23 protein-coding genes and 1 pseudogene are annotated in these 24740 nt (G+C 66.5%); 11 read left to right on the top strand and 13 right to left on the bottom strand.

Going from position 1 to position 24740, the window contains the following annotated elements; translation table 11 throughout:
• Positions 1-67: 67 nt before the first annotated feature.
• The 4 genes from HWX03_RS07390 to HWX03_RS07375 form a co-directional block, all read right to left on the bottom strand.
• Positions 68-1099, bottom strand: a complete 1032-nt coding sequence (locus HWX03_RS07390; protein ID WP_175870847.1) for a ParB/RepB/Spo0J family partition protein — start codon at positions 1097-1099, stop codon at positions 68-70.
• Positions 1092-1787: a ParA family protein gene (locus tag HWX03_RS07385; protein WP_006489070.1), complete on the bottom strand. Its 696-nt coding sequence runs from the start codon at positions 1785-1787 to the stop codon at positions 1092-1094. The genes HWX03_RS07390 and HWX03_RS07385 overlap by 8 nt, the downstream gene beginning before the upstream one ends.
• Positions 1788-3408: 1621 nt before the next feature.
• The gene (locus tag HWX03_RS07380) at positions 3409-4425 is read right to left on the bottom strand and encodes an AraC family transcriptional regulator (protein WP_175870846.1); all 1017 of its coding nucleotides are present in this window, start codon (positions 4423-4425) and stop codon (positions 3409-3411) included.
• A gap of 128 nt (positions 4426-4553) precedes the next feature.
• Positions 4554-5678, bottom strand: coding sequence for an MBL fold metallo-hydrolase (locus HWX03_RS07375; protein ID WP_175870845.1), 1125 nt, complete (start codon positions 5676-5678; stop codon positions 4554-4556).
• An 84-nt stretch (positions 5679-5762) separates the two neighbouring features.
• On the opposite strand from HWX03_RS07375, the gene HWX03_RS07370 reads away from it, so the two are divergent.
• Positions 5763-6416: a TetR/AcrR family transcriptional regulator gene (locus HWX03_RS07370; RefSeq protein WP_175870844.1), complete on the top strand. Its 654-nt coding sequence runs from the start codon at positions 5763-5765 to the stop codon at positions 6414-6416.
• A gap of 174 nt (positions 6417-6590) precedes the next feature.
• The gene (locus HWX03_RS07365; protein ID WP_175870843.1) at positions 6591-7082 is read left to right on the top strand and encodes an NAD(P)H-dependent oxidoreductase; all 492 of its coding nucleotides are present in this window, start codon (positions 6591-6593) and stop codon (positions 7080-7082) included.
• A 104-nt stretch (positions 7083-7186) separates the two neighbouring features.
• On the opposite strand, the gene HWX03_RS07360 is transcribed toward HWX03_RS07365, so the two are convergent.
• Positions 7187-7771, bottom strand: a complete 585-nt coding sequence (locus HWX03_RS07360; protein WP_175870842.1) for a DUF2889 domain-containing protein — start codon at positions 7769-7771, stop codon at positions 7187-7189.
• Between the two features lie 639 nt (positions 7772-8410).
• Between HWX03_RS07360 and HWX03_RS07355 the strand changes: the two genes are divergently transcribed.
• From HWX03_RS07355 to HWX03_RS07345, 3 genes are all read left to right on the top strand, one after another.
• Positions 8411-9082: a ProQ/FinO family protein gene (locus tag HWX03_RS07355; protein WP_175870841.1), complete on the top strand. Its 672-nt coding sequence runs from the start codon at positions 8411-8413 to the stop codon at positions 9080-9082.
• Between the two features lie 46 nt (positions 9083-9128).
• The gene (locus HWX03_RS07350; RefSeq protein ID WP_175870840.1) at positions 9129-9497 is read left to right on the top strand and encodes a hypothetical protein; all 369 of its coding nucleotides are present in this window, start codon (positions 9129-9131) and stop codon (positions 9495-9497) included.
• A 61-nt stretch (positions 9498-9558) separates the two neighbouring features.
• Entirely contained in the window at positions 9559-10620 is a 1062-nt protein-coding gene (locus HWX03_RS07345; RefSeq protein WP_175870839.1) for a DMT family transporter, read from the top strand.
• A 349-nt stretch (positions 10621-10969) separates the two neighbouring features.
• Here HWX03_RS07345 and HWX03_RS07335 read toward each other — a convergent pair whose 3' ends face one another.
• From HWX03_RS07335 to HWX03_RS07305, 7 genes are all read right to left on the bottom strand, one after another.
• Positions 10970-11557 (bottom strand): nitrogen fixation protein NifQ, encoded by a 588-nt coding sequence (locus HWX03_RS07335; protein ID WP_175870838.1) that lies wholly within the window; start codon positions 11555-11557, stop codon positions 10970-10972.
• 99 nt (positions 11558-11656) lie between these two features.
• The gene (locus tag HWX03_RS07330; RefSeq protein WP_175870837.1) at positions 11657-12082 is read right to left on the bottom strand and encodes a TOBE domain-containing protein; all 426 of its coding nucleotides are present in this window, start codon (positions 12080-12082) and stop codon (positions 11657-11659) included.
• A 183-nt stretch (positions 12083-12265) separates the two neighbouring features.
• Positions 12266-13762 carry an efflux transporter outer membrane subunit gene (locus tag HWX03_RS07325; RefSeq protein ID WP_175870836.1) on the bottom strand — a complete coding sequence of 499 codons (1497 nt, stop codon included), beginning with the start codon at positions 13760-13762 and terminating at the stop codon, positions 12266-12268.
• The gene (locus tag HWX03_RS07320) at positions 13759-14727 is read right to left on the bottom strand and encodes an HlyD family secretion protein (protein WP_175870835.1); all 969 of its coding nucleotides are present in this window, start codon (positions 14725-14727) and stop codon (positions 13759-13761) included. Before HWX03_RS07320 ends, HWX03_RS07325 begins: the two co-directional genes overlap by 4 nt.
• A gap of 1 nt (position 14728) precedes the next feature.
• Positions 14729-14941 carry a DUF1656 domain-containing protein gene (locus HWX03_RS07315; protein ID WP_174386189.1) on the bottom strand — a complete coding sequence of 71 codons (213 nt, stop codon included), beginning with the start codon at positions 14939-14941 and terminating at the stop codon, positions 14729-14731.
• A gap of 34 nt (positions 14942-14975) precedes the next feature.
• Positions 14976-17099 (bottom strand): FUSC family protein, encoded by a 2124-nt coding sequence (locus HWX03_RS07310; RefSeq protein WP_175870834.1) that lies wholly within the window; start codon positions 17097-17099, stop codon positions 14976-14978.
• Positions 17096-17584 (bottom strand): MarR family transcriptional regulator, encoded by a 489-nt coding sequence (locus HWX03_RS07305; protein WP_175870833.1) that lies wholly within the window; start codon positions 17582-17584, stop codon positions 17096-17098. The genes HWX03_RS07310 and HWX03_RS07305 overlap by 4 nt, the downstream gene beginning before the upstream one ends.
• 325 nt (positions 17585-17909) lie before the next feature.
• Here HWX03_RS07305 and HWX03_RS07300 point away from each other — a divergent pair, with 325 nt between their 5' ends.
• The 6 genes and pseudogenes from HWX03_RS07300 to HWX03_RS07275 form a co-directional block, all read left to right on the top strand.
• Positions 17910-18770 (top strand): MaoC family dehydratase N-terminal domain-containing protein, encoded by an 861-nt coding sequence (locus HWX03_RS07300; protein ID WP_175870832.1) that lies wholly within the window; start codon positions 17910-17912, stop codon positions 18768-18770.
• A gap of 32 nt (positions 18771-18802) precedes the next feature.
• Positions 18803-19966: an acyl-CoA dehydrogenase family protein gene (locus HWX03_RS07295; protein WP_175871139.1), complete on the top strand. Its 1164-nt coding sequence runs from the start codon at positions 18803-18805 to the stop codon at positions 19964-19966.
• 12 nt (positions 19967-19978) lie between these two features.
• The gene (locus HWX03_RS07290; RefSeq protein ID WP_175820770.1) at positions 19979-21157 is read left to right on the top strand and encodes a CaiB/BaiF CoA-transferase family protein; all 1179 of its coding nucleotides are present in this window, start codon (positions 19979-19981) and stop codon (positions 21155-21157) included.
• A gap of 19 nt (positions 21158-21176) precedes the next feature.
• A complete protein-coding gene (locus HWX03_RS07285; RefSeq protein ID WP_175870831.1) occupies positions 21177-22568 on the top strand; it encodes an MmgE/PrpD family protein in 1392 nt (463 codons plus the stop codon).
• Positions 22565-23368: a CoA ester lyase gene (locus HWX03_RS07280; RefSeq protein WP_175870830.1), complete on the top strand. Its 804-nt coding sequence runs from the start codon at positions 22565-22567 to the stop codon at positions 23366-23368. Before HWX03_RS07285 ends, HWX03_RS07280 begins: the two co-directional genes overlap by 4 nt.
• Positions 23369-23417: 49 nt before the next feature.
• A pseudogene (locus tag HWX03_RS07275) lies at positions 23418-23600 on the top strand (hypothetical protein); the annotation flags it as partial.
• A gap of 141 nt (positions 23601-23741) precedes the next feature.
• On the opposite strand, the gene HWX03_RS07270 reads toward HWX03_RS07275, so the two are convergent.
• Positions 23742-24674 carry an MBL fold metallo-hydrolase gene (locus tag HWX03_RS07270; RefSeq protein WP_175870828.1) on the bottom strand — a complete coding sequence of 311 codons (933 nt, stop codon included), beginning with the start codon at positions 24672-24674 and terminating at the stop codon, positions 23742-23744.
• Positions 24675-24740: the final 66 nt, after the last annotated feature.

The raw sequence follows: 24740 nt of genomic DNA, 5'->3' as shown, positions 1-24740 counted from the left end.
CGCCGGACCGTGGTGCGGTCCGGCTTCGCGGCGCAGCGCGCAGGCGAGGCCTTTTGCCGGTGGCGCGTTACTTTGACGTGGCCGTCGCCAGATCGGCGACGTACGCGTCGATGACGGTCTTGAGCTTGTCGGCAAGCGCTTCCTGGTGGGATGCGTCGACGCCCTTGAGCTGCAGATCCAGACGCCCGTCCGGATAAGTCTTCAATTGGCCGATCGCGCGCGATTCGAGCGCGAAGTCATGACGGACGCTGTAGCGCGTGCGTCCGGCCTTCTTGGCGCCGTCGCTTTGCGCACGCAGGAAATTCTCGAGATCGCGGACGGATTTTTTCCGGTCGATCACGGCCGTCAGCAGCCGGTCGGCCGTCGGCTCGCCCAGGCGTTCGAAGATCAGCTTCAGGAAGTACGCGGCCTGCAGGCCGACCACGTCGTTCGCACTGGCCATCCGCTCCAGCAGCGTGTTCGGCAACGCGTTCAGCGACAGCGTCTTGCTGATCGATGCCTTGTCCTTGCCGATTTTCTCCGCCAGCGTGTTCTGGTCGGCAAAGACCTTCTCGTCCAGGAGACGTTTCCACGCGACCGCATCGTCGAAGATCGTCTGGCGTTCGTGGTCGTGGTTCGCCCGATACGCGATCGTATAGAGCTGCTCGGGCGTGTGATCCGTGCGGAACGTCGCATTGATCGTTTCGTCGCCGTTGATGCTCGTCGCACGCAGCCGGCGTTGTCCGTCGATCACGACGAGCTTGCCGGGGAACTCGGGGAGCCGCGTGACCTTGATCGGCTCGATCTGCCCTTCCCGTTTCAACGTCAGTGCGAGCTCGTGCAGGCTCGATTCCGAGTAGAACACGCGCGGGTTGAACGGGTTCGGGATGCAGTCCTTGACCAGCACCTTCTGCGGGGCGCCAAGATCGGGTGTACCGGCGGGCGCGGCTGCGGCCGGGGCACTGGCGGGCGCCGCTTCGACGACGGCAGCCGGTGCGGCCGCCGGCTCGGGCAGCCGCGTTTCGAGTGCCGCATTTTCCTGCGCGAGCCCGCGCAACAGGCCGGCTGCCAGATGCAGGTTGCCGGTCGGCTTCTTGTCTTTCGAGGTGTCCTTAGCCATGGGCGGCTCCGGTAGCGCGCGTCGACGCGATGTATTGGGCCATTTCCGTGACCAGCCTTTCGATTTCCGCGCGGGCTTCCTTCAGGCCCTTCAGGTATCGATTGTGGTGATGGATCGTGGTGCCGAGCGCGAACGTCTGACGATAGACCTCGCGCTGCGCGATCTGGCTGTCGAGCAGATGCTCCCCTATTTCTTCAGCCCTTAGAATTTTTAAAATTTCTTCACGCATTTTAGTTTTTCCATTAACACTATTCAGCATCAATGCGGAAGAAAGTTGAGGATTTCGAACGGCGCGCATCGACTCGATCATGCGGATCATCGCGACGGTGCTGTACAGATCGGCCGGCGACGGCGAAAGCGGCACCAGGCAGAAGTCCGCCACTTCGAGGACGGATGCAATACGCGGATCTTCGAGGTTGCCGGGGCAGTCGACGACGATCACATCGAAGTTCGCGTCCTGCTTCTTGATCTCGCCGCCGATGCCGCGGCCGGCGGGAGCCAGCGACAGGACCGTCATCGGGAGTGTGTTCTCGCCACTCGTGACCCAACGGACGGAAGTGCCTTGAGGGTCGGCATCGATCAGGGCGACCTTGTTGCCACCGGCTTCGAATGCAGCCGCGATGTTGACGGAGATGGTTGTCTTTCCAGTCCCACCTTTTTGATTACTGACGGCGATCTTGAAAGCCATTGAATTCCTCCAAGGAGTTTTGCGTAATATATTCAGATATCCGCAGAATGTCCAGAAAAGCGTTCCATACCGTGGATATTTTATTGATCGTGTGGTTGTTACGTGACAAATAGGCCGAATGGCCAGGGCGCTATTCGCGAGTAGCGACTCGATAAAAACCCATCGATTACGGCTACAAAAAACGAACAACAAATTTGAGGAAATCCGACAGTTTTCGACATCAATAACGAGGCTTTTGCGGAGAGACTTGACGTCTCATCGTGCGTTGGTCTCATTCGAAACTCGATACGAATCCGTGTCGTTGACGTTGTCAGTAGTGTGGAAACAGACAGTTGTCACGTGACAAGTCGCCGGACATCAATTCTCATCGATTCCTCTAGCGGGCGTCGTGGGGGAAGTCTTCGATTCGATCGCGACTTGGGCTGCGGAGAAATCGCTTCACTTCAATTACTGATGCGCGGCCCGTGACCGCGTACGCTTATCTGGCAACGAGATGAGTTGTCACGTGACAAACGGCTCCCGACGCGCACCCCAGTGGCGACTTTGTGATCATTAAGGAATAGTCGCGGTTGGCCGATGCTCACTGCATAGGAGACATATTGCTCGGGAAGAAAGGTGTCTCCGATAGCTTTTGGTCCACCCGGCTCGGCAGTGAATCGGTGAGTTGTCACGTGACAACAGAGGTCGATGTCTGGAAGTTCGGGCGGAGGAAGCTATATAAAGTGAAGCGTCCCAGGCGACGTTGCAATGGAGCGTTTGGAGTAGCGAGGTCCGGACATGATTGGCGGGTTGCTTGATTCCCCCATCGTCGTGTGCGCGCTCAAATGCTGACGCACCGCCGCTGACCGATTGCTGAGGTATATCTCCGGGGAGATGTCGCAAGGCCATTGATATGTCCCCATTTAATAGGGGAATTTGGTGTTGCCTCTCGTGTTGGCCAATAGGGCAGGGGCTCGTTTCGTGGCAAGTATCGAGTAACCTTCGCTGGAGGGTTTCACCATGCATTAGATTACCGCGCATACGGGTCCCAATTGGCGCCGAACCCATGTCTCCGAGGCATGTGACAACCCAAAACGGTCGGGTCGTGAAACATTCTCTGGAAATCGGCACTTGCTGGAAATCCTTGTGTGGCAATGGCTTGCGCCATATTCTTCATGCTGTTTCACGCAAAATGAGCGCTGCGGTGCTCGGAAATGGGGGCGTATGCTTTTTCAGCGCACCGGCGTTGAAGGTTGGCGCGGTCGCGGCCAGATTTGTTCTATTTGATACGTGATTTGTGGTTTTTGATACGTTTTTCGATGGACGTCGCCGAAGAGCGTCGATGTGCCGGAGGATCTGTGCACCACTGAGTCGCGTCGAGCCGCCAATTCAGCACAAGGTGAGCCGGTATCTGGCGCCAGTTGTCACGTGACAACGCGCGTGTCGGGCTCCCGATTCATGGAATCGCGGAGCATCGCGAGAAGAAGCTGACGTTGGAGGGGGCGCGGAAGAATCCGGAGCGCGGCCGGTACAACGTGGTCTTCGGAAGAGAAGCGCGTTCACTCGACCCGCGTGCGAGAAGCCAATCCCCCACCTTGCGGACTCCGCCAAAGCGGCACATCTCAGCCGTCGCCCATCACGATCAATAACTTGCCACGATCGCCAGAGCGAGGTCCGCGCCACCGCGCAGGCTATCGATATCCCTTCGCGGAGAATTACCGAATAGCCGACTATATTCCCGGTTGAACTGGGTCGGGCTCGCATACCCGACCCTGAAGGCCGCCGACGCAGCGTCGAGCCGCTCCGCCAGCATCAGTCGACGTGCCTCGTTGAGCCGTATCCGTTTCTGATACTGCAACGGACTCATGCCGGTGAGTTGACGGAAGTGGTGATGGAAGGTCGAACTGCTCATCTGAACCTGCGCCGCGAGATCATCGACGCGCAACGACTCGTCATAGTGAGCGCGTAACCACCGGATCGCGCGTGACACTCGGTTGCACTGAGTGCCGGTGGACGCAATCTGGCGCAGCCGGGCGCCCTGGTCGCTCGTCAGCAGCCGATAGTAGATTTCCCGCTCGATGTACGGCGCGAGAACGGCAATGGCGTTCGGGTCGTCCAGCAGCGCGAGCAACCGGTTCAGCGCGTCGTACAGCGGTTCGGTCATGTCGCCGACGACGAGTCCGCGGCCTGCTGGCGCATCGTCGTGATCCGGCGCGACCTGCATCATCAGTTCGGCCATGACGCGGAAATCGAGCTTGAGGCCCAGCCCGAGAAAAGGTTTGTCGGAGCTGGCCTCGATGATCTGCGTCGAACCGGGCAGATCGAGAGACGTGATCAGAAAGCGGTCGGTGTCGTAGATGTAGGCATCCCCGCTCTGCATGACCCGCTTCGCACCCTGAACGACGAGGCCGAAGCTGGGCTCGACCATGCATTCCATCGGCAGCGTCGGTGCTTCCCTTCGATGAAAGCTCAGGTTGGGAATGGCCGTGTCGAGGTGATCGACACCTTCGGTCCATCTCGCGACGCGCTCTGCGAGCGTCTGTCGCAGCTCGTTCTCGCGGCTGCGGCGGGTCGAACGGTGGCCTGCCTGGTCGAATGCCGCGATGGCGACGTCATCGTCTCGTTCGCCGGGTATGTATCGGACGGGTACCGGATGCATGACTTCTCTACTCAAGTAATCGGGTCGACAGACAGGCCGTCGACGTGCAGGGGAGGCCGGCAACGCGTGCACCACCCGGAATCGCGGCACCGCTCTCTTCCCGGAAGGCGGGTGCGGCGACTGGCGGACTACTTCGTCGCCTGCGATGCGCAAAGCTGCCAGCGTCGCGATTTCGCCGCCGGCGCTGCCGCGCGCTCGTTGACCGTGCGCCACCAGCGCTCGCCGCGATGCGGTGCGCCGAGATCGAGGCGTTCGCCCATCCTCGGCGTCGACAGTTCGATGCCACGCACGAGCGCCAACGCCGTGACCCGCTCGAACGGCTCCTGCCAGCGATGCATTGCGAGGTCGAACGTGCCGTTGTGGATCGGGATCAGCCAGCGTCCGCGCAAATCGATGTGCGCCTGCACGGTTTCTTCTGGCTGCATGTGTACGTACGGCCATTGAGCATCATAGGCGCCTGTTTCGATCAGCGTGACATCGAACGGCCCGAGGCGCTCGCCGATCTCCCGGAAGCCGTCGAAATAGCCCGTATCGCCGCTGAAGAACAGGCGCAGGTCGTCGTCGACGATCACCCACGACGCCCACAGCGTACTGTTGCCGTCGAACAGGCTACGCCCGGAGAAGTGCTGTGCGGGCGTAGCCGTGAGCGTCAGCCCGGCCACGTCCATGCTTTGCCACCAGTCGAGCTGGCGGACCTTGTTCGCGTCGATACCCCATTCGATCAGCCGATCGCCGACGCCCAGCGTCGTCACGAACACGCCAGTGGTTGCGGCCAGCGCAAGCACCGTGTCGCGGTCGAGGTGATCGTAATGATCGTGCGACAGGATCACGCCGCGCAGCGGCGGAAGATCTTCCAGCGTGATCGGCGGCGCATGAAAGCGCTTGGGGCCGATGCGCCGAAACGGCGACGCGCGCTCGGCAAACACCGGATCGGTCAGCCAGAATTCGCCGCGCAGCTTCAGCAACAGCGTCGAATGGCCGAGCCGGTACAGGCTGCGATCGGGCGCCGCGTCGAGTTCCGCGCGGGTCAGCGAATCGACGGGCAAGGCGCCGGCCGGCACGGTATGACGCGGCTTGTTGACCAGCATGTTCCACGCGATTCCCAGCGTCTTGCCCAATCCTTCGGCGGGCCGCGGCGCGACATTGGCAAAGCGCTCGCCATTGTGCTGCGGCGAACTGCCGGACAGCGTCTGGCCACGTCGGGCGGCCGCGAAGCCCAGCATGCGGTGAATCAAAACGAGAGGCGATGCCATTGTCGGTTCGTCCGGTGAATAAAGTACACTAAACAGTGTAGTTTATTTTTGGGGTAAGTAAACTGCCCGGTGTAAAATTTCCGTATGGATACCAGCACTCCCCCTCAGCGTCTGACCGACCGAAAGCGCGCGGCCATCATCGATGCGGCGATCGAGGAATTTCTCGCGGCGGGCTACGATGCGACGAGCATGGATCGTATCGCTGCGCGCGCGGACGTGTCGAAGCGCACCGTCTATAACCACTTCCCCGGTAAGGAGACGCTGTTCGCCGCGATCCTGAACAAGCTGTGGGACGCGACCCGGACCGGCAACTCGCCGACCTATCGCGCCGGCGTGCCGCTGCGCGAGCAACTGCTCGCGCTGCTCGACCGCAAATTGCGGTTGATGAGCGACGAGGCGTTTCTCGCGCTGGCGCGTGTGGCGATCGGCGCGGCCATCCATTCGCCGGAACGGGCGCGCGACATGGTCGAACGCCTCGGCGAGCGCGAGGAAGACCTCACGATCTGGGTGCGTGCGGCGGCGGCCGCCGGCCGCCTGTCGGTCGCCGATCCGGTGTTCGCCGCGCATCAGTTGCATGGCGCCGTGAAGGCATTCGCGTTCTGGCCGCAGATCACGATGGGCCAGCCGCCGCTGACGGCGCAGGAGCAGCAGAAAGTTGCGGAATCGGCTACCGACATGTTCCTCGCGTACTACGCGCGACCGGACGACGGCGCCGCATCGCATCGCACGCAGGACTGAACGCGCGTCCGGAAGCATCCGGATGCACGGGCCAATCGAAATCGTTGCGATGCGCGAAACCGGCCGATCTGGGGAAAACGAGCGGAAAATGGCGCCCACCGGTGCCGACCGGCCATCCGGCCCAAACCCGACGATATCGTCGGCGCACCCGAAGCCGACTGCGAGCAACTACTCATGAAGACGCTGTTGATCGTCTATCACACGATGACCGGAGGCACGCAGCAGATGGCCGAAGCGGCTGCCGGCGCGGCTCGCGAGCGGCCCGGCGTCGACGTCAGGCTGCAGCGCGCGGACGCGACGAGCGCAGACGACGTGCTGGCCGCGGACGCGTACCTGTTCGCGACGCCGGAGAATCTTGCGGCGATGTCGGGGCTGATGAAGGATTTCTTCGATCGCTGCTACTACGCGGCGCTCGATCGCGTGAACGGCCGTCCGTATGCGGCGATGATCTGCGCGGGAAGCGACGGACAGAACGCATTGCGCCAGATCGACCGGATCGCGACCGGATGGCGGCTGAAGAACGTCGCGCCCGGCCTGATCGTCTGCACGCATGCGCAGACGCCGGAGCGTATTCTCGCGATGAAGACGATCGACCGGGACGCGCTCGCGCGCTGCGCCGAACTGGGTGCGGGGCTGGCCGCGGGGCTGGCACTGGGCGTTTTCTGATGACGGATGCGGCGGCGCCGACCTGCCGAATCGACACAGGCAGGATATCCGGCTGTTCGCTCAACGCCATTCCACACACGCCGAACCGGCCGAATGCCGACGCGCTAGCTGCCCTTTACCGTCGCCGAAGGCTGGTGATATTCGGGCCAAAGACGTTTCACGAGATCGCGCGATGCGCCGTATGCGTAGCAACTGTCGATCTTGAGCGGCTTGCCTTCGCTGTCGCGGTAATCGAGCGACGATCGCCGCATGCCGACCATCGTCTGATAGGCCGTCGTGGCGATCGGACCGAGCAATTCCTTCAGGTGCGTGCACGTATCGCAGGACGGCAGGCGCTTGCGAACCTCGCTGTTCCAGCCGGCGCCGATGTTCAATCCGACGAGCGCCTGCAGCGAGTCGCCGCCGCCCGGACACTGCGCATACGGATGCGAACGGATGAACGTGGATACGGCGCGGACGACCATGTCGATGTCGAAGACCAGTGTCACGCCGAGATCGTGGAGCGGCGTCAGCGCCGCGACCGTCCGCGTGCCGCCGGGTGGTGTGAAATCGTTGGTCTTGCGGTCCGCGAGGCAGGCCGTCACTTCGAACAGGCCATCGCTGCGCCGATAGCCGCGCATGTCGATCTGCCGATGGTGAATCTCCTCGCGCGTGAGGCCGTCGTGCGGGGTGTCGTCTTGGGAAACCATGCATCCGCTCCATCGCTTGTAACCGGGTCTTTTCGCAGGCAGAGGGATCGCGCCCGGCCGATCGAGCGCACGGTGAAAAGTAGGCGGGACATGCTGCCAACGAAGTCGATTCGGCCATACTACGCACTTTCCGATATCTTCGTCCTCGACGCGATCGATGCGGACGCAACGAGTCGGGCACCGATGACGGCGCAAACGAAGGTCGGGCGGGCGTGTCGTGCGATGTCGGGGCCAAGCAACGCGTCGCGGATGCGGCACGACGCTGTTCGACGGCCGTCGCGCGGGAGATCGCGTATCGCGTGCCTGCGCAGCACGATTTCCGGCAGTGGCCGCGAATGGCGTGACATCCGCAAACGTATCCATATAATGCGCAACACGGCCGCGCGGACGCATTTTCGGCGTCGCGGATCGGGCAAATGCAGACCGGCGAGTCAACCGGCCGTCCCGCGTACCGGTATACTTCCACTCCTGTCTTGTCCGGCATCGAGGCCGGGTGCCTGAAAATAGAGTGGCGTGCGCGATGCGGCCCCGTAGTGGTTCGCACCGGCGGCAGGCCGGCCGCACGCATGGCGGCGACGCTTTTGTGCCACGCGGCATGGCCGCACGAACCACACCTTATATTCCTGGTGGATTGAATTTATGGGTTTTGAACAACTTGCCGAATTGCGGGCGCAGCTCGCAGCGAAGGCCAAGCAGGAGCGCAATGCGAAGCGGCCGGCAGCGCCGACGGACGCCGGCGCGAAGCCGAAGTCCGGCGACCAGCCGTCCCGCGGCGCCAAGCCGGGTGCCGGCGCCAAGGCGCAGCATCGGGCGAAGCCTGCTTCGGCGAAGCCGTCGGCGCCGGTCGATCCGGTCATCGTCGCAATCGGCAAACTGCAGCGAAAGTTTCCGCGCGCGTTCCCGAAGAATCCGGCCCCCAAAGTGCCGCTCAAGGTCGGCATCTGGGACGATCTCGCACGCGAAGCGCAGGCCGTCGGCCTCAACGAAGCCGAACTGCGCGAAGCGATGTCGACGTGGTGCCGCGGCAACCGCTACTGGTCCTGCCTCGTCGAAGACGCGGTGCGCGTCGACCTGCAGGGCAACGAAGCTGGGCGCGTGACGCACGACGATGCGGCGCGTGCGCGCCGCCTGAAGGCTCGCCGCCCTGGCAAGGGTGCGGCACAATCGGCCAAGGGTGCGCCGCAGCAGCCGAAGGCCGAGCAGCAGGCCGAGGCCGCTACCGCGTCGCAACCGGCGCAAGCCGAAGCGGAAACGAAGGTCCAGACCGACGCCGCACCGCAGGTCGAACAGCAAGCGGCCGGCAACGAGTAATCCGCACCGCGCGTGCGCGTACCCGCATGCAAGTCGCATGCGGCGCATGACACGACAGACCGACTTGCCTCGACAGAGGCAGGTCGGGACTGCCTCCACCGGCGCACTGAACCTGCCGGTACATACCTTCCCCGTCGAACAGACAACGCGACCGGACGACTCACATTCGTCGATCGGCCTCGGCGCGCATGATATTTCGACCGTTTCGTTTGTGTTCCAATACTTCGCATACCTGAATAATCAATCGGGCCGACCGAATAATTCGCGTGACGAAATGATGAGACGGAACGCGTCGATCGACGCGCGAGCGATCCCGCCTGCCCGTCGCGACAAAATGGCGCGCGATAATCATGACTGGATCGTCAGGCTGCGGGCAAGCCGACCGTCGCGATACAACCGGCCTTACGAAAAGTAAGGCCAGCCCGTCCCGACCCAAAGCCGCGCCGAGCTTCATCAACGTCAATTCAACCCGGACCATGAACCCGAGACATTCCGCGATTTTCGTCGCGCTCGCCGCCGCCGCGTTGTTCGGCGCCGCGACACCGCTCGCCAAGGCGCTGATCGGCGCGATGTCGCCGTTCATGGTCGCCGGCCTTTTCTATCTCGGCAGCGGTGTCGGGCTCGGCATCGGGATCCTGCTGCGCGGCTGGCACAGCCGACGCGCACCGGCCGCGAATGCCGCGCCGTTGCAGCGTGCCGATCTGCCGTGGCTGGCCGGTGCGATCGCGGCGGGCGGCGTGGCCGGGCCGGCACTGTTGATGCTCGGGCTGTCGAGCACGCCGGCGGCGACGAGCGCGTTGCTGCTCAATCTCGAAGGTGTGCTGACGGCGGTGATCGCGTGGGTCGTGTTTCGCGAGAACGTGGATACGCAGATATTCCTCGGCATGGTGGCGATCGTCGCCGGCGGCATGCTGTTGTCGTGGATGCCGGGCCGCGCCGGCGTGCCGGTCGGCGCGCTGCTGATCGTCGGCGCATGCCTGTGCTGGGCGATCGACAACAACCTGACCCGCAAGGTGGCCGCGAACGACGCGATGGTGATCGCGTGCCTGAAAGGGCTGATCGCGGGGCCCGTGAACATCGGCATCGCGCTGGCGACCGGCGCGACGCTACCTGCGATACCGGTCACGGCCGCGGCGATGCTGACGGGGCTCGGCGGCTACGGGATCAGCCTCGTGTTGTTCGTGGTCGCGCTGCGCCATCTCGGCAGCGCGCGCACCGGTGCGTACTTTTCGATCGCCCCGCTGTTCGGGGTCGTGCTGTCGCTGCTGATCTGGCCCGCGCTGCCGCCCGCGACGTTCTGGATCGCGGCCGCGTTGATGGCGCTCGGCATCTGGCTGCACGTGCGCGAACGGCACGAACACACGCATGCGCACGAGCGGCTCGAGCATACGCACCGGCATCGGCACGACGACCATCACCAGCACGCGCACGACTTTCCGTATGACGGCGATGAACCGCACACGCATCCGCACGTGCATCTGCCGATCACGCATAGTCACGCGCATTTTCCGGACATTCATCACCGGCATCGACATTGACTATGTCGTGAGCGATGGGCGCTGCGCATTGCAAGGTGACCGTTTATGGGAAGCGTGGAAAGCCGGTCATCGGTCCGGCAATGCCGGTTGTCGGCATTCGCGTGCCGGAAGCCGCGCGTTGCCGGATTGGGTTAGAGGAGCGGAACGCGCGCCGGCGATCGGTTCGCGGTTTGACGATCATTCAGTCGTTGTCGTGCGAGATGTCGGCGATCCACGTTTTTTCGTGGAAGCGGGATGGAGCATCGAAATCGTGTAACGGCAGGTTCACGCTCACCATGTCGATCAAGACGGCTCTTCTGGCTGGCGATGCGATGACACTAGCGGCCGAAACAAGCCGCCACAGCGACTATCACGCTCGAGGAAAGCAGAAACCGAAATCCTCGCAGCCCGGGCAGCCGGGTGCGGGCCCCGGCGGCACGCCGAGCGATGCGGCCACTTCCTGCGCGAGGAATTTCTTCCAGCGCAGATGAGCGACGTTGCGCGCGGCGAGCGCGGGGAAAAAGCGCTCGAGCATCGCGGATACCGCGTCGCGCCCGTCGAGCCCGAGGTCGCGCCACAGATGATCGGGGCGCAGGCACGCATGCGCGATGATCGAGGCGAGGCAGTCGGCATCGTCGCGGGTGACGGCCGGATTCGTGTCATCCATCAGCCGCGCGTGCAGCGTCGCGACGAATGCCGAGTGGGCGGCCGGTAACGGTGGCGGCGCGACCGTCGGCATGAGTACAGCGGTATCGACCGATCGCAGATGCGGAAACTGCCGGGCCAGCAGGCCGGTGAACTGGCCGGGAGACAAGCCCAGCAGCGAGCGTTCGTTGCGACCCGCGCGTGCCGCAACGAGTGCGCCGAACAGCTGTGCATCGGGCACGTCGGCGTTGGCCGCCGCGGATTGCAGCGACTGAAATACCTGTTCACGCGTGCGATCGGCCGGAGCGATCATCGTGTGCGTCCCGACGAAGACCGGGCCGCACGCATGCGTGACGCACCATGAATCGCCATCGCCATCGCCATCGCCATCGCCATCGCCATCGTCACGCGATCACTCGACGCCGATGATCACGCTCGATGCCTTGAAGATCGCGGATGCGGCGGTGCCGCTCGCGAGGCCGAGACGATCGACGCTGTCATTGGTGACGATCGCGACGATCTCCGCGCCGCCCGAGGCCTTGATCACGACCTCCGAATTGACCGCGCCTTTCGCGACCGACGCGACGGTGCCCGCGACGCAGTTGCGGGCCGACACCTTGCTGCTGTCGACGTCGACCATCACGATGACCGACGATGCCTTGACGAGCGCGAACGCCTTCGTGCCGGCCGCGAGGCCTAGCGCCGCGGCGCTGCCGTGGGTGATCACGGCGACGATCTCGAGGCCGTCCTGCGTGCGCAGCGTGATTTCGTCGTTGACGGCACCGGGTTTGACGGCGTCGATCTGGCCGGCGAATTGATTGCGGGCGCTGGTTCGCATGATGACTCTCCGGGTGGATACCGCGGCCGGACCGGCCGCGGCAGCAGATGAATGGAAATGCATCGGCCAGTGTACCGTCAACGCGGGTGCGCGTCGCGCTGCGGATGCCATGGCGCGAATCAGGAAAACCCGCCGCCATGGCGCGTTGCGTCATGCACGGGTTTCGTGCCGACGGCGATGACGCTACGGCGCTGACGCGCCGGTCGCGGGCGCCGCGGCGGTGGAGCCGGCGTCCGCTGCGGCTGCTGCACCGTCGCCATCCCACCCGCCGCCGAGCGCGAGGAAGAGCCGCACCTGGTCGGCCGCGACCTGGCCTTCGGCCGCCGCGACCTGCGCCTGCACGCTCGTCAACGTGCGCGTCGCATCGAGATCGGAGATGAACGATTCGCGGCCGGCCGCATAGAGACGATGCGTTTCGGCGGCGGAATTGCGGGCCGATTCGTAGGCGGTGCGCAGCGCATCCGTGCGCTGCACGTCAGCCGCGTAGGTCGCGAGGCTCGACTGCGTTTCGCGCAGCGCATTCAGCACGACGCCGTCGAAGTGCGCGAGTGCGCCGCCCGTCGCGGCCTCGGCTTCGCGCACGCGCGCACGCTGGCCGTTGACGGGGAACGACCAGCTGATCAGCGGGCCGAACGACCAGCGATTCGTGGTGGACGAGAACAGGTCGGCGGCGACGCCGACCGAGCCGGCCGACGCGCCGATGCTGACCGACGGGTACAGCGCGGCGGTCGCCACGCCGATCCGCGCGGTCGCGGCGGCGAGCTGCCGCTCGGCTTCGCGCACGTCGGGCCGGCGGCGCAGCAGCGCGGCGCCGTCGCCGATCGGAATCGGCTGACGCAGCTTCGGCAGGCGTTCGCATTCGGCGGCGGCTTTCGGCAGGTCGGCCGGTGCGCGCGCAAGCAGCGCGGCGAGCTGGTACTGCGCGATCTTGCGGCGGCCTTCGAAGCGCGGAATGTCGGCGGCGAGCGTGCGCACCTGCGTCACGCCGCGCGTCACGTCGGTCTGGTTGCCGCGTCCGGCGTTGCGCAACCGCTGCGACAGCGCGACGCGCTGCTTCTGCAGCGCGAGCGACTGCTTCGCGATCGCGAGTTCGTCGCCGGCCGAGCACGCTTCGACGTACGCGCGCACGACGTCGGCCACGACCGTGATGCGCGCCAGGTCGCCGGCCGCCTTGACGGCCTCGCTGTCCGCGCGCGCGGCTTCGACGCCGCGCCGCAGCTTGCCGAACAGGTCGAGCTCGTACGACACGTTGATGCCGACCGTGCCTTCGTTGACGACCGGCAGCTTGTTTTCGAGCAGGTATTGCTCGGCCGATTCCTGCGCGCGCTGCACGGCCGCTTCCGCGCCGCCGGAGAAGCCGCCTTGTTCGTTCGCGACCACCAGCGCCGCACGCGAGCGGGCGAGGTTGGCCGCGGCGACGCGCAGGTCGGTGTTCGATTTCAGCGCATCGCGCACGAGCCCGTCGAGTACCGGGTCGTCGTACAGCTGCCACCAGTTGCCGGGCACCGCGTCGCGCGACACCAGCGCGCCGTTCGCGTCGTCGAGCGCGTGGTTCGCGAGCGGCGCATTGACGTACGCCTGTTGCGGCAGCTTGTAGTCGGGGCCGACCGACTTGCACGCACCGAGTGCGAGCGCAAGCGGGGCGAGCGTAGCCGCGATGCGCAGACCGTGCCGCTTCATTGCGATGCTCCCGCGGCGTTCGCGGCCGTACCGGACGCAGTCGGGGCCGCCGACACGGCGCTCGCGCCAGCCGGTTTCGCGTTGTCGTGGCGGCGCGCGTCGGCGCCGCGCATCGACACGGTCGCGGTGCGGCCCGCGATCATCCGGAAATCGTCGGGCACCTCGTCGAGCACGACGCGCACCGGCACGCGCTGCGCGAGCCGCACCCAGCTGAACGCCGGGTTCACGTTCGGCAGCAGGTTCGCGCCCTGCGTGCGGTCGCGATCCTCGATCGCAGCGACGATGCTCTGCACGTGGCCGCGCAGCGCATGCGGCTCGCCCATCACGATGATGTCGACCGGCTGGCCGATATGGATGCCGCGCAGCTTGGTTTCCTCGAAGTAGCCGTCGACGCGGAACGAATTGCGGTCGACGACCGACAGCACCGCGCGGCCGGCCGGCACGTATTCGCCGACGCGCGGGGCGCGGTCGTTCAGGTAGCCGTCTACGGGACTGACGATCGTCGTGCGCTGCAGGTTCAGCTTCGCGGTGTCGAGCGATACCTGCGCATCGGCGACGCCGGCTTCGCCCTGTTCGACGCGCGTGCGGCTTTCCTCGACCTGTTCGCTCGCGACCAGGTTGCCGAGCTGCAGGTTGCGCGCGTATTCGCGCTTCGCCTGCGCCAGCGTCGCGCGGCGCTGCGCGAGCGTCGCTTCGGCGAGCCGTTCCGCGAGCGCGTAGCGCGCCTGGTCGATCACGAACAGCACCTGGCCGCGCTTGACCTCCTGGTTGTCGGCGACCTGCACCGACGTGATGAGGCCCGCCACGTCCGGCGCGACCTGGATCACGTCGGCGCGCACGTGCCCGTCGCGCGTCCACGGCGAGAACATGTAGTAGTTGATGATGCGCCACAGCACGAGGCCGGCCACGACGACGACGATCAGGGTGAGCAGGACTTGCCCTGCCGAGAGCCAGGTTTTTTTCACGTTAGGTAGCCACGAGTTGGTGGGACACGATCACGACGGCGGCCAGCACGAACACGTAGATGCCGAGGTCGAAGATCGAACGGTGCCAGACGAGGCGGTAGAAGCCGACGCGCTCGAGCACCGCGCGCACGACGCTGTTGATCAGGTAAGCGATCAGCATCAGCACGAGCGGGGCCGGCACGAACACGCCGAAGATATCGATTTCGCCGATCATGGTCGCGGTCGGAAGGACAAGGTGGAAAGCCGGCTCATGCGCGTGCTCCGTCCGGCGCCTGCGGCGCTTGCGCGGCCGCGGCCGGATACAGCGACAGGCGCAGGCCGACGAGCGCGTGCAGCGTATCGCGCAGCCGGCGGTGCGTGGCGGGCGCCGCGGGTGCGGCCGCGCCGTCGGCCGGCGCGGCGCCCGGCAGGTTGCGGCCGGCCACGCGCCGCAGCGCGTCGTCGATCGTCGCGAGCAGCGCGGGCGGCACGGGCTGGCGCGCGTTCGCGGCCGCGCAGCGCGTGTAGTGATCGGTGACGCCGGCCAGCACGCGATCGATCGCGTCGGGCACGTCGCCTGACAGCCGGCGGCGCGAGCGGCGCAGGTCGAGCGCATTCAGCGCGATGCGCAGGTCGCGGAAGCTCTCGATCGACGGGTGGCGATGGTCGTCGGACGCGCCGAGGCGCGGCAGCAGTTGCGTGACGCGATCGAGCATTCGCGACGCGTGGTTGCGCTGATCGTCGAGCGGCTGCGTCGACGCGGAGCGCGCGACGTCCTCCCAGCCCGAGCGCAGCAGGCGCCGCACCGCGAGTTCCGCGCCGAACGGACGCGTCGCACGCGTCCACACGTACGCGAACAGCAGCCCGGCGACGCCGGCGAGGTTGCTGTTCAGGAACACGAAGAAATCGGCTTCGTACGCGCTCTGGATGCTGATGAAGGTGGCTGTGTTCACCGCGACGAGCATCGTCACCATGTTGAACTGCGGGCGCGGCAGCAGCGTGCCGATCAGGATGAACGGGCCCGCGAACATCAGCACCAGCATCGCGAAATCGTGCACGTGCGGCAGCACGACGAACAGGTACAGCCCCGCGAACACGACGCTCGCGGCGGTCGACAGGAAGAACTTGAACACCAGCGGCGCTGGCTCGTCGAGCGCGGCGAAAAAGCTGCACGACACGGCCACGAGCGTGACGGCGGCCGCGCCGTCGTGCCAGCCGGACGAGATCCACAGCCAGCACGCGAACACGATCGCGAACACGACGGTCAGCGTCGAGAACAGCATCATCCCGCGATCGAAGAAGCGCTCGGTGCCGCCGAGCCGCCAGTGCCGATAGCGCGGCTGCCACACGCCCGACTCGTTCGCGATCAGCGCGCGCAGCGAGCGGCAGTCCTGCCAGATGTCGATGACCTGGCGCAGCCGCCACAGCGCATTCGACAGCAGCGCGCCGTCCCAGCTCGCCAGCGCGCTGTCGGGCGGCTGCAGCGCGGCGATGCGCGCGCGCAGGTCGTCCGCGACCGGATCGTGCGCCATGTCGCCGTCGGAGCCGGTCTTCACGGCCGGCAGCGGCGCGTCGAACCACTTCGCGGCATCGGCCAGCAGCGCGTCGAGCGCGGGCGGGCGCACGTGCAGGTCGCGCATCAGCGCGATCAGCGGATCGGCGAGCGACGACATCAGCGGCAGGAACAGCTGCATCCGGCCCGCGAGCGCCTGCGTGCGCGCGAGGATGCGCGGATGGGCATGGTCGTAGCCCAACTGGCTCAGCAGGAACTCGAGGCCGGTGATCGTCGCGGCGAGCCGCTGCCGGCACGCGGACAGCGCCTTGCCGGCGATGTGCCCGGACAGCGTTTCGCGGCCGTAGAACGCGGCGTCCTTGAACCACGCGTCGGTGCGCTCGATCAGCGTCGGCGCGAGCCGGTTCGGGAACACGGCGCTGCCGACCACGCTCGCGCACACGATGCCGAGCACGATTTCCTCGGTGCGCGCGATCGCGACGTCGAATATCGTGGACGGATCGGTGACGGTCGGCAGCGCGACCAGCGGCATCGTATAGCCGGCGAGCATGAAGACGTAGCTGCGCGCGGTGCGGTCGGAGATCGCGAGGTACAGCAGCGTGCCGCACCAGGTCGCGACGATGATGCTGAACAGGAGCGGCGTCTCGACGAACGGCGGCACGAAGAAGATCGCGGCGGCCGCGCCGAGCGCGGTGCCGAGCGCGCGGTACAGCGCCTTCGAGCGCGTCGCGCCGACGAACGGGTTCGACACGATGTAGACGCTTGCCATCGCCCAGTACGGGCGCGGCAGCTGGAAATACAGGCCGAGGTACAGCGCCAGCATCGACGCGGCGAACGTCTTGCCCGAGAACAGCCAGTCGCGAAGGCTCGGATAGGTCATGACGCGGAATCGGCGGGGCGGGACGGGTGTGACGGATGCGACGCCGGAGGATGCGGGTCGGCTGCGTTGAACGCGTTCAGCACGCGCAGCGTCGCTTCGAGATCGGCGCGTGACACGCCCTTGAGCACCTGGGCGCGCAGCGCGCGCAGGTCTTCCTCCATCTTCGCGGTGACCGCGCGGCCGGCGGCCGTCAGCGAGATCGTTTTCGCGCGGCGATCGTGCGGATCCTCGTCACGGCGCGCGAGGCCGGCCGCGCACAGCTGGTCGAGCAGGCGCACGAGCGACGGCCCTTCGATGCCGACGTGCTCGGCGAGCGTGCCTTGCCGCACGCCTTCGCCGAGGCGGCCGGCGATCAGCAGCGGCGTCGCGCAGGCCTCGGATACGTTGTACGCGGTCAGCACGCCGTCGCTGGTGCGGCGCCACTTGCGCGCGGTGAGCACGAGCAGGCTGCTGACGGCGAGGCGGAGGTCGTGCAGATTGGTCATGGGCGAGATGATAGGGGCAAAAACATTCGATAGCAAACTATCGGTTTTTGTCACCCGGATGACACGTCGCATGCGGCACGGCCGGCCCGTCTGAAGCAATCCAGGCGGCGTGCCGGCCGGGGTCAAGCGGCAAGGCTGGCGACCCCGAGCCGCACGCGTCCGGCGCGGCGACTATATTGAATAGTCAGACGAGAACCATCCGGCAGCACGGCGCATGACCGCGCGCGTTAAGCAAATTCGAAGCCCCGGTTCGGGAAAGCCGACTTCGCGAAACGGTGCGTGGCGTGCATATTAGGGTCATTGCAAGCGCACCGGAGAATCGCACGTGCCGACCTCATCCTCGCAGCCTGCCGCCCCCGCGTCGCTCGACGCGTGGCTCGGCAAGACCGAAACGCTCGGCGACGACATCACCGCGTTTCCGCTGAACGCGCTGGCCGCCACGCTCGACCGCCCGCCGCCCGGCGACGTCGTGCCGCCGATGTGGCACTGGCTCTACTTCCTGCCGATCGCGCCGCTGGCCGAGGTCGGCCCGGACGGCCACCCGAAGCGCGGCGGCTTCCTGCCGCCGGTGCCGCTGCCGCGCCGCATGTGGGCCGGCGGCCGCCTGACGTTCCATGCGCCGCTGCGTGCGGGGCAGCGCGCGACGCGCGAATCGACGATCGCGAACATCGAGGACAAGACGGGCCGCAGCGGCCGGCTCGTGTTCGTGACGGTACAGCACCGGATCGAATCCGGCGGCGCGCTGTGCGTCGACGAAGAGCACGACATCGTCTATCGCGATGCGCCGCAGCCGGGGGCGCCCGCGCCGAAGCCGGTCGCGCCGCCCGCCGGCGAAACGTGGTCGCGCACGGTCGCGGCCGACGCGGTGATGCTGTTCCGCTATTCGGCGCTGACCTTCAACGGCCACCGCATCCACTACGACCGCAGCTACGTGACGCAGGAGGAAGGCTATCCGGGGCTCGTCGTGCACGGCCCGCTGATCGCGACGCTGCTCGTCGATCTCGTGCACCGCGAACGGCCGGACGCGACGCTCGCGAGCTTCGCCTTCCGCGCGGTGCGCCCGACCTTCGACGAGCAGCCGTTCACGTTGTGCGGCAAGCCGTCGGACGACGGCCGCACGATCGAGCTGTGGGCGAAGGATCGCGACGGCTGGCTGACGATGCAGGCCACCGCGACCCTCGCATGACGCGCTCCCTTTCCTCTTCATCGACGACGGACATGCAGACGACGCAACACGACCCGTACCAGGACATCCGCGAAGCGGTGCGCGACCTGTGCAGCCAGTTTCCCGGCGAGTATTTCCGCCAGATCGATCACGCACGCGGCTATCCCGACGCGTTCGTCGACGCGCTGACGAAGGCCGGCTGGCTCGCCGCGCTGATTCCGCAGGAATACGGCGGCTCGGGTCTCGGGCTCACCGAGGCGTCGATCATCATGGAGGAGATCAACCGCTCGGGCGGCAACTCCGGCGCATGCCACGGGCAGATGTACAACATGGGCACGCTGCTGCGCCACGGTTCGGCCGAACAGAAGCGCGCGTACCTGCCGAAGATCGCGAGCGGCGAGCTGCGCCTGCAGTCGATGGGCGTGACCGAGCCGACCACCGGCACCGACACGACGAAGATCAGGACGACCGCCGAGCGGCGCGGCGATCGTTACGTGATCAACGGGCAGAAGGTGTGGATCTCGCGCGTGCAGCATTCGGACCTGATGATCCTGCTCGCGCGCACGACGCCGCTCGCCGAGGTCAAGAAAAAGTCGGAAGGGATGTCGATCTTCGTCGTCGACCTGCGCGACGCCATCGGCCGCGGGCTGACGGTGCAGCCGATCCCGAACATGGTCAATCACGAGACCAACGAGTTGTTCTTCGACAACCTAGAGATTCCGGCCGAGAACCTGATCGGCGAGGAGGGGCAGGGGTTCAAGTACATCCTCGACGGGCTGAACGCGGAGCGCACGCTGATCGCGGCCGAATGTATCGGCGACGGCTACTGGTTCATCGACAAGGTGTCGCAGTACGTGAAGGAACGCGTCGTATTCGGCCGCCCGATCGGGCAGAACCAGGGCGTGCAGTTTCCGATCGCGCGCGCGTTCGTGAACGTCGAGGCCGCGAGCCTGATGCGTTTCGACGCCGCGCGCCGGTTCGATGCGCACGCACCGTGCGGCGCGCAGGCGAACATGGCGAAGCTGCTCGCGGCCGACGCGTCGTGGGAAGCCGCAAATGCATGCCTGCAATTCCACGGCGGCTTCGGCTTCGCGTGCGAATACGACGTCGAGCGCAAGTTCCGCGAGACACGGCTGTACCAGGTCGCGCCGATCTCGACCAACCTGATCCTGGCCTACGTCGCGGAGCATATCCTCGACCTGCCGCGCTCGTTCTGACGGAGGCCGACGATGCGACCCCTCGACGGCATCAAGGTCATCACGCTCGAACATGCGATCGCGGCGCCGTTCTGCACGCGCCAGCTCGCCGATCTCGGCGCGCGCGTGATCAAGATCGAACGGCCCGGCAGCGGCGATTTCGCGCGCGGCTACGACGAACGCGTGCACGGGCTGTCGTCGCACTTCGTATGGGTGAACCGCTCGAAGGAGAGCCTGACGCTCGACGTGAAGCAGCCCGCTGCGGCCGCCGTGCTCGACGCGCTGCTCGCGGATGCCGACGTGCTCGTGCAGAATCTCGCGCCCGGTGCGGCCGAGCGTCTCGGCCTCGGCTACGACGCGCTGAAGCACACGCATCCGCGCCTGATCGTCTGCGACATCTCCGGTTACGGCGACCACGGCCCGTATCGCGACCGCAAGGCTTACGACCTGCTGATCCAGAGCGAAGCCGGGTTCCTGTCGATCACGGGCTCGCCCGGGCAACCGGCGAAGGCCGGTTGCTCGATCGCGGACATCGCGGCCGGCATGTACGCGTACACCAACATCCTGAGCGCGCTGCTGATGCGCGGCCGCACCGGCGCAGGGTGCCGGATCGACGTGTCGATGCTGGAGAGCATGGTCGAGTGGATGGGCTACCCGCTCTACTACGCGATCGACGGGCAAAGCCCGCCCGCGCCGTCGGGCGCGTCGCACGCGACGATCTGCCCGTACGGCCCGTTCCCGGCCGGCGACGGCAAGACCGTAATGCTCGGGCTGCAGAACGAGCGCGAATGGAAGCTGTTCTGCGAACAGGTGCTGCGGCAGCCGGCGCTCGCCGACGATCCGCGTTTCAACGCGAATTCGAAACGGCATGCGGCGCGCGACGCGGTGGATGCGCTGATCGTCGATGCGTTTGCGACGCTGACGGCCGCCGAAGTAATGCAGCGGCTCGACGCGGCCGGCATCGCGAACGCGCAGATGAACACGCTCGACGACGTATGGCGGCACCCGCAATTGAACGCACGGGAACGCTGGCGCAGCGTCGATACGGCGGCGGGCCCGGTGCCTGCGCTGTTGCCGCCCGGGCTGCCCGCCGGCGTCGAGCCGCGCATGGACGCGGTGCCCGCGCTCGGCCAGCATACCGATGCGATCCTCGCCGAACTCGGCTACGACCGCGCGCGGATCGATGCGCTGCGCGCGAACGGCACGATCTGATTCCGCTTTCACGACGACGATGACGAACACGATTCCCGCCACTCCCCCCGGCCGCACGCTCGCGACGTTCGCGTCGCAACTGCGCTTCGACGCGATTCCCGCCGACGTCGTCGCGCGCACCGTCAACCTCTACGTCGACTGGCTCGGCTCCGCGCTGGCCGGCAAGGGCGCGCGCCCGGTCGAGACGATCGCCGCGTTCGCGGGCCGTGCGGGCGGCTCGCGCGGCGGCCCCGGCACCGCCGACGTGCTGATCGACCGCACGCGCGCGACGCCGTACTTCGCGGCGATGACGAACGGCGCGGCGTCGCATTTCGCCGAGCAGGACGACGTGCACAACGGCGCGGTGTTTCATCCGGCGACGGTCGTGTTTCCGGTCGCGCTCGCGCTGGCGCAGGCGCGCGGCGCGAGCGGGCGCGACTTCATCGCGGCGGCGGTCGCGGGCTATGAAGTCGGCATCCGCGTCGGCGAATTTCTCGGGCGCTCGCACTACAAGGTGTTCCATACGACCGGCACCGCCGGCACGGTCGCCGCGGCCGCGACGGCCGGGCGGCTGCTCGGGCTGTCGCCGGAACGGATGCTCGACGCGTTCGGCTCGGCCGGCACCCAGGCGAGCGGGTTGTGGGAATTCCTGCGCGACGCGGCCGATTCGAAGCAACTGCATACGGCGATGGCCGCCGCGAACGGGCTGATGGCGGCGGAGCTCGCGCGCGACGGGTTTCGCGGCGCCACGCGGATTCTCGAAGGCGCGCAGGGGATGGCGGCCGGGATGTCGACCGATGCGGACCCGGGCCGCCTGACCGACCGGCTCGGCGAACGCTGGGCGACGGCGGAAACGTCGTTCAAGTATCACGCGTCGTGCCGCCATACGCATCCGGCCGCCGATGCGCTGCTCGCGGTGATGGCGCGCGAGCGGCTCGCCGCGGCGGACATCGGGACGGTGGTCACGCACGTGCACCAGGGCGCGCTCGACGTGCTCGGCGCGGTCACGGTGCCGCGCACCGTGCATCAGGCGAAGTTCAACATGGGCACCGTGCTCGCGCTGGCCGCGTTGCACGGGCACGCGGGCGTCGACGAATTCGAGCGCGATTACGCGGCTGCCCACGTCGCCGCGTTTCGCGACCGCGTGTCGATGGCGTTCGACGACGAAGTCGATCGCGCATATCCGGCGCGCTGGATCGGCAAGGTCACGGTCACGACGCGCGACGGTCGCACGTTCGCGGGCCGCGTCGACGAGCCGAAGGGCGATCCGGGCAACACGCTGTCGCGCGACGAGATCGCGCGCAAGGTACGCACGCTCGCCGCGTTCTCGGGCGCGGCGTCGGACGCCGAGGTCGAGCGGCTCCTGGCCGACGCGTGGCAGGTCGCGTCGTGCGACGCGATCGGCTCGCTGTTTCCGGAGGTCTCGGCATGACGCCGGCTTCCGCCCGTTCGTGGCTGTTCGTTCCCGGCAATCGTCCGGAGCGCTTCGAGAAGGCGCGCGCGGCCGGCGCCGACGCGGTGATCGTCGATCTCGAGGATGCGGTGCCGCCGGACGGCAAGCCGGCGGCGCGCGACGCGGTCGTCGCGCAGCTCGATGCCGCGCGACCCGTGTGGGTGCGCGTGAATGCGGCCGATACGGCATGGTTCGCCGACGACATCGCGGCGATCGCCGCGCATCCGGGCGTGGCCGGCGTGATGCTGCCGAAGTGCGAGACGCGTGCGCAGGTGGATGCGGTGCTCGCGCACGCGCATCGCGCGCTCGAGCTGCTGCCGATCGTCGAGACGGCGGCCGGCATCGCGGGGCTCGATCCGGTGTGTGCCGCGCCGCGCGTCGTGCGCGTGGCGTTCGGCACGCTCGATTTCCAGGTCGATCTCGGCATCGACGGCGACGGGGAAGAGCTGAACGCATTCCGCTCGCGGATCGTGCTCGCATCGCGGCTGGCGGGAATCGCGCCGCCGGTCGACGGCGTGTCGACCCTCATCGACGATCCGGATGCGATCGAACGGCATGCGCGCTACGCGCGGCGGTTCGGCTTCGGCGGGAAACTGTGCATTCACCCGAAGCAGCTCGACGCGGTGCACCGCGCGTATGCGTGGACCGACGCGGAGCACGCGTGGGCGCGGCGCGTGCTCGATGCCGTCGATGCGAGCGGCGGCGCGGCGGTCGCGCTCGACGGCAGGATGGTCGACATGCCGGTGATCCTGAAGGCGCGGCGCATTCTGCGCGGGTAGGCGGCCCGCGACAGTCATCCGAACGATAAAAGTGCCGGGCCCGTCTCCGTACCGGGCACGCCGATTGTCCCGCCGATTCGACCCGTCGGTCCTGCTTTCGCGCGCGATTGCACTGGGACAATACTTTGCACCGCCGCTCGTGACGACGCACGAGGAAGCCGACGAGATCGTCGGCATCGTGAAGGACGCGGTGGATGAAGTCGCCGAGCGGAATATTTCTGCCGTCGCGTGAGTTTTCAACGGTGCTGATGCGCGTTTCGACGCGCGAGGTGACGCCGCCGCATGCAAGTGCGGCGGCGTTTTTTCGTGCCGGTACGGTTTGAGAAAGCCGTCAGTGCACCGCCAGCGGTGCGCGCAGGCTACCGCTCGTCACTCAGTAATCCCACACGACCGGAACGAAACGGAACCCGTCGCCGTTCCTGGCAATATGGCCGATGGACGGGAACGCGACATGGGCCGCGGCCAGCAGCGCGCCGGTGTCGGCGGCTTCGTTGAACAGCGCGATACGCACGTCGACCGCCGCGTCCGGATCGTGTTCGAAGCCGTTTTGCCAGTCGGGATTGTCGAAGTTGACTTCGAAAATCGCGTCGCCCGCGAACGTCAGCTTTTCCCCGTTCGATGCGATGTCGACCACGCAGTGCCCCGGCGTATGGCCGCCCGTCACCCGCGCCGACACGCCCGCCGCGACTTCCACGGTCCGGTCGAACGGCACGATGTTTTCGCCATAGAGTTCCACGAACTTCGCCGCCGCCTTGCGCAGCGCGGGCGGAACGGTTTCCGGCATCACCGTCTTGCTGAAGTCGGGATTTTTCCAGAACGCCACTTCCGCAGCCGATACGTGAATGCGTACGTCGGGGCGCAGCTTCGCCTTGACGCCGTCGACGTTCAGCCCGCCGACATGATCCATGTGCATGTGCGTGATCACGATATCGGTGATCGCGGCCAGGTCGATGCCGGCCGATTCCAGGCGCATCACCGAGCGCCCGGCGCGCGTAAAGTAGTCGAAGCCATCGCCCACGCCCGAGTCGATCAGGATCAGGCGATCGGCGCTGCGCACGAGCGCGATGTTGAGCGCCCAGTCGAACATGTCGCGTTGCAGGAAACGGCTGTCGAACCATGCGTTGCGGTCCGCTTCGCTCACGTTGGTGGACATGGTGGAAGTCGGCAGCGGCAGCACGCCGTCGCTGATCAGCACGACATCGACCTCGCCGATGCGCACGGCGTAGCGGGACGAAACGAGCTCGCCCGAAGCTTCGTTGCCCAGGCGGGCGATAACCGGCTGGACGTTGCGGATGGGTGCGTTCATGTTCAGTAATCCTGTTCGTCGAGTGAATCAAGCCGCGCGGCACTGCGCGGTTCGCGAGCGCGATCG

It is taken from the genome of Burkholderia sp. BCC0397, assembly GCF_902832865.1.
Lineage (GTDB): Bacteria > Pseudomonadota > Gammaproteobacteria > Burkholderiales > Burkholderiaceae > Burkholderia.
The sequence above is the reverse complement of the archived record's forward strand: the minus strand, read 5'-3'. Positions and strand labels throughout refer to the sequence as shown.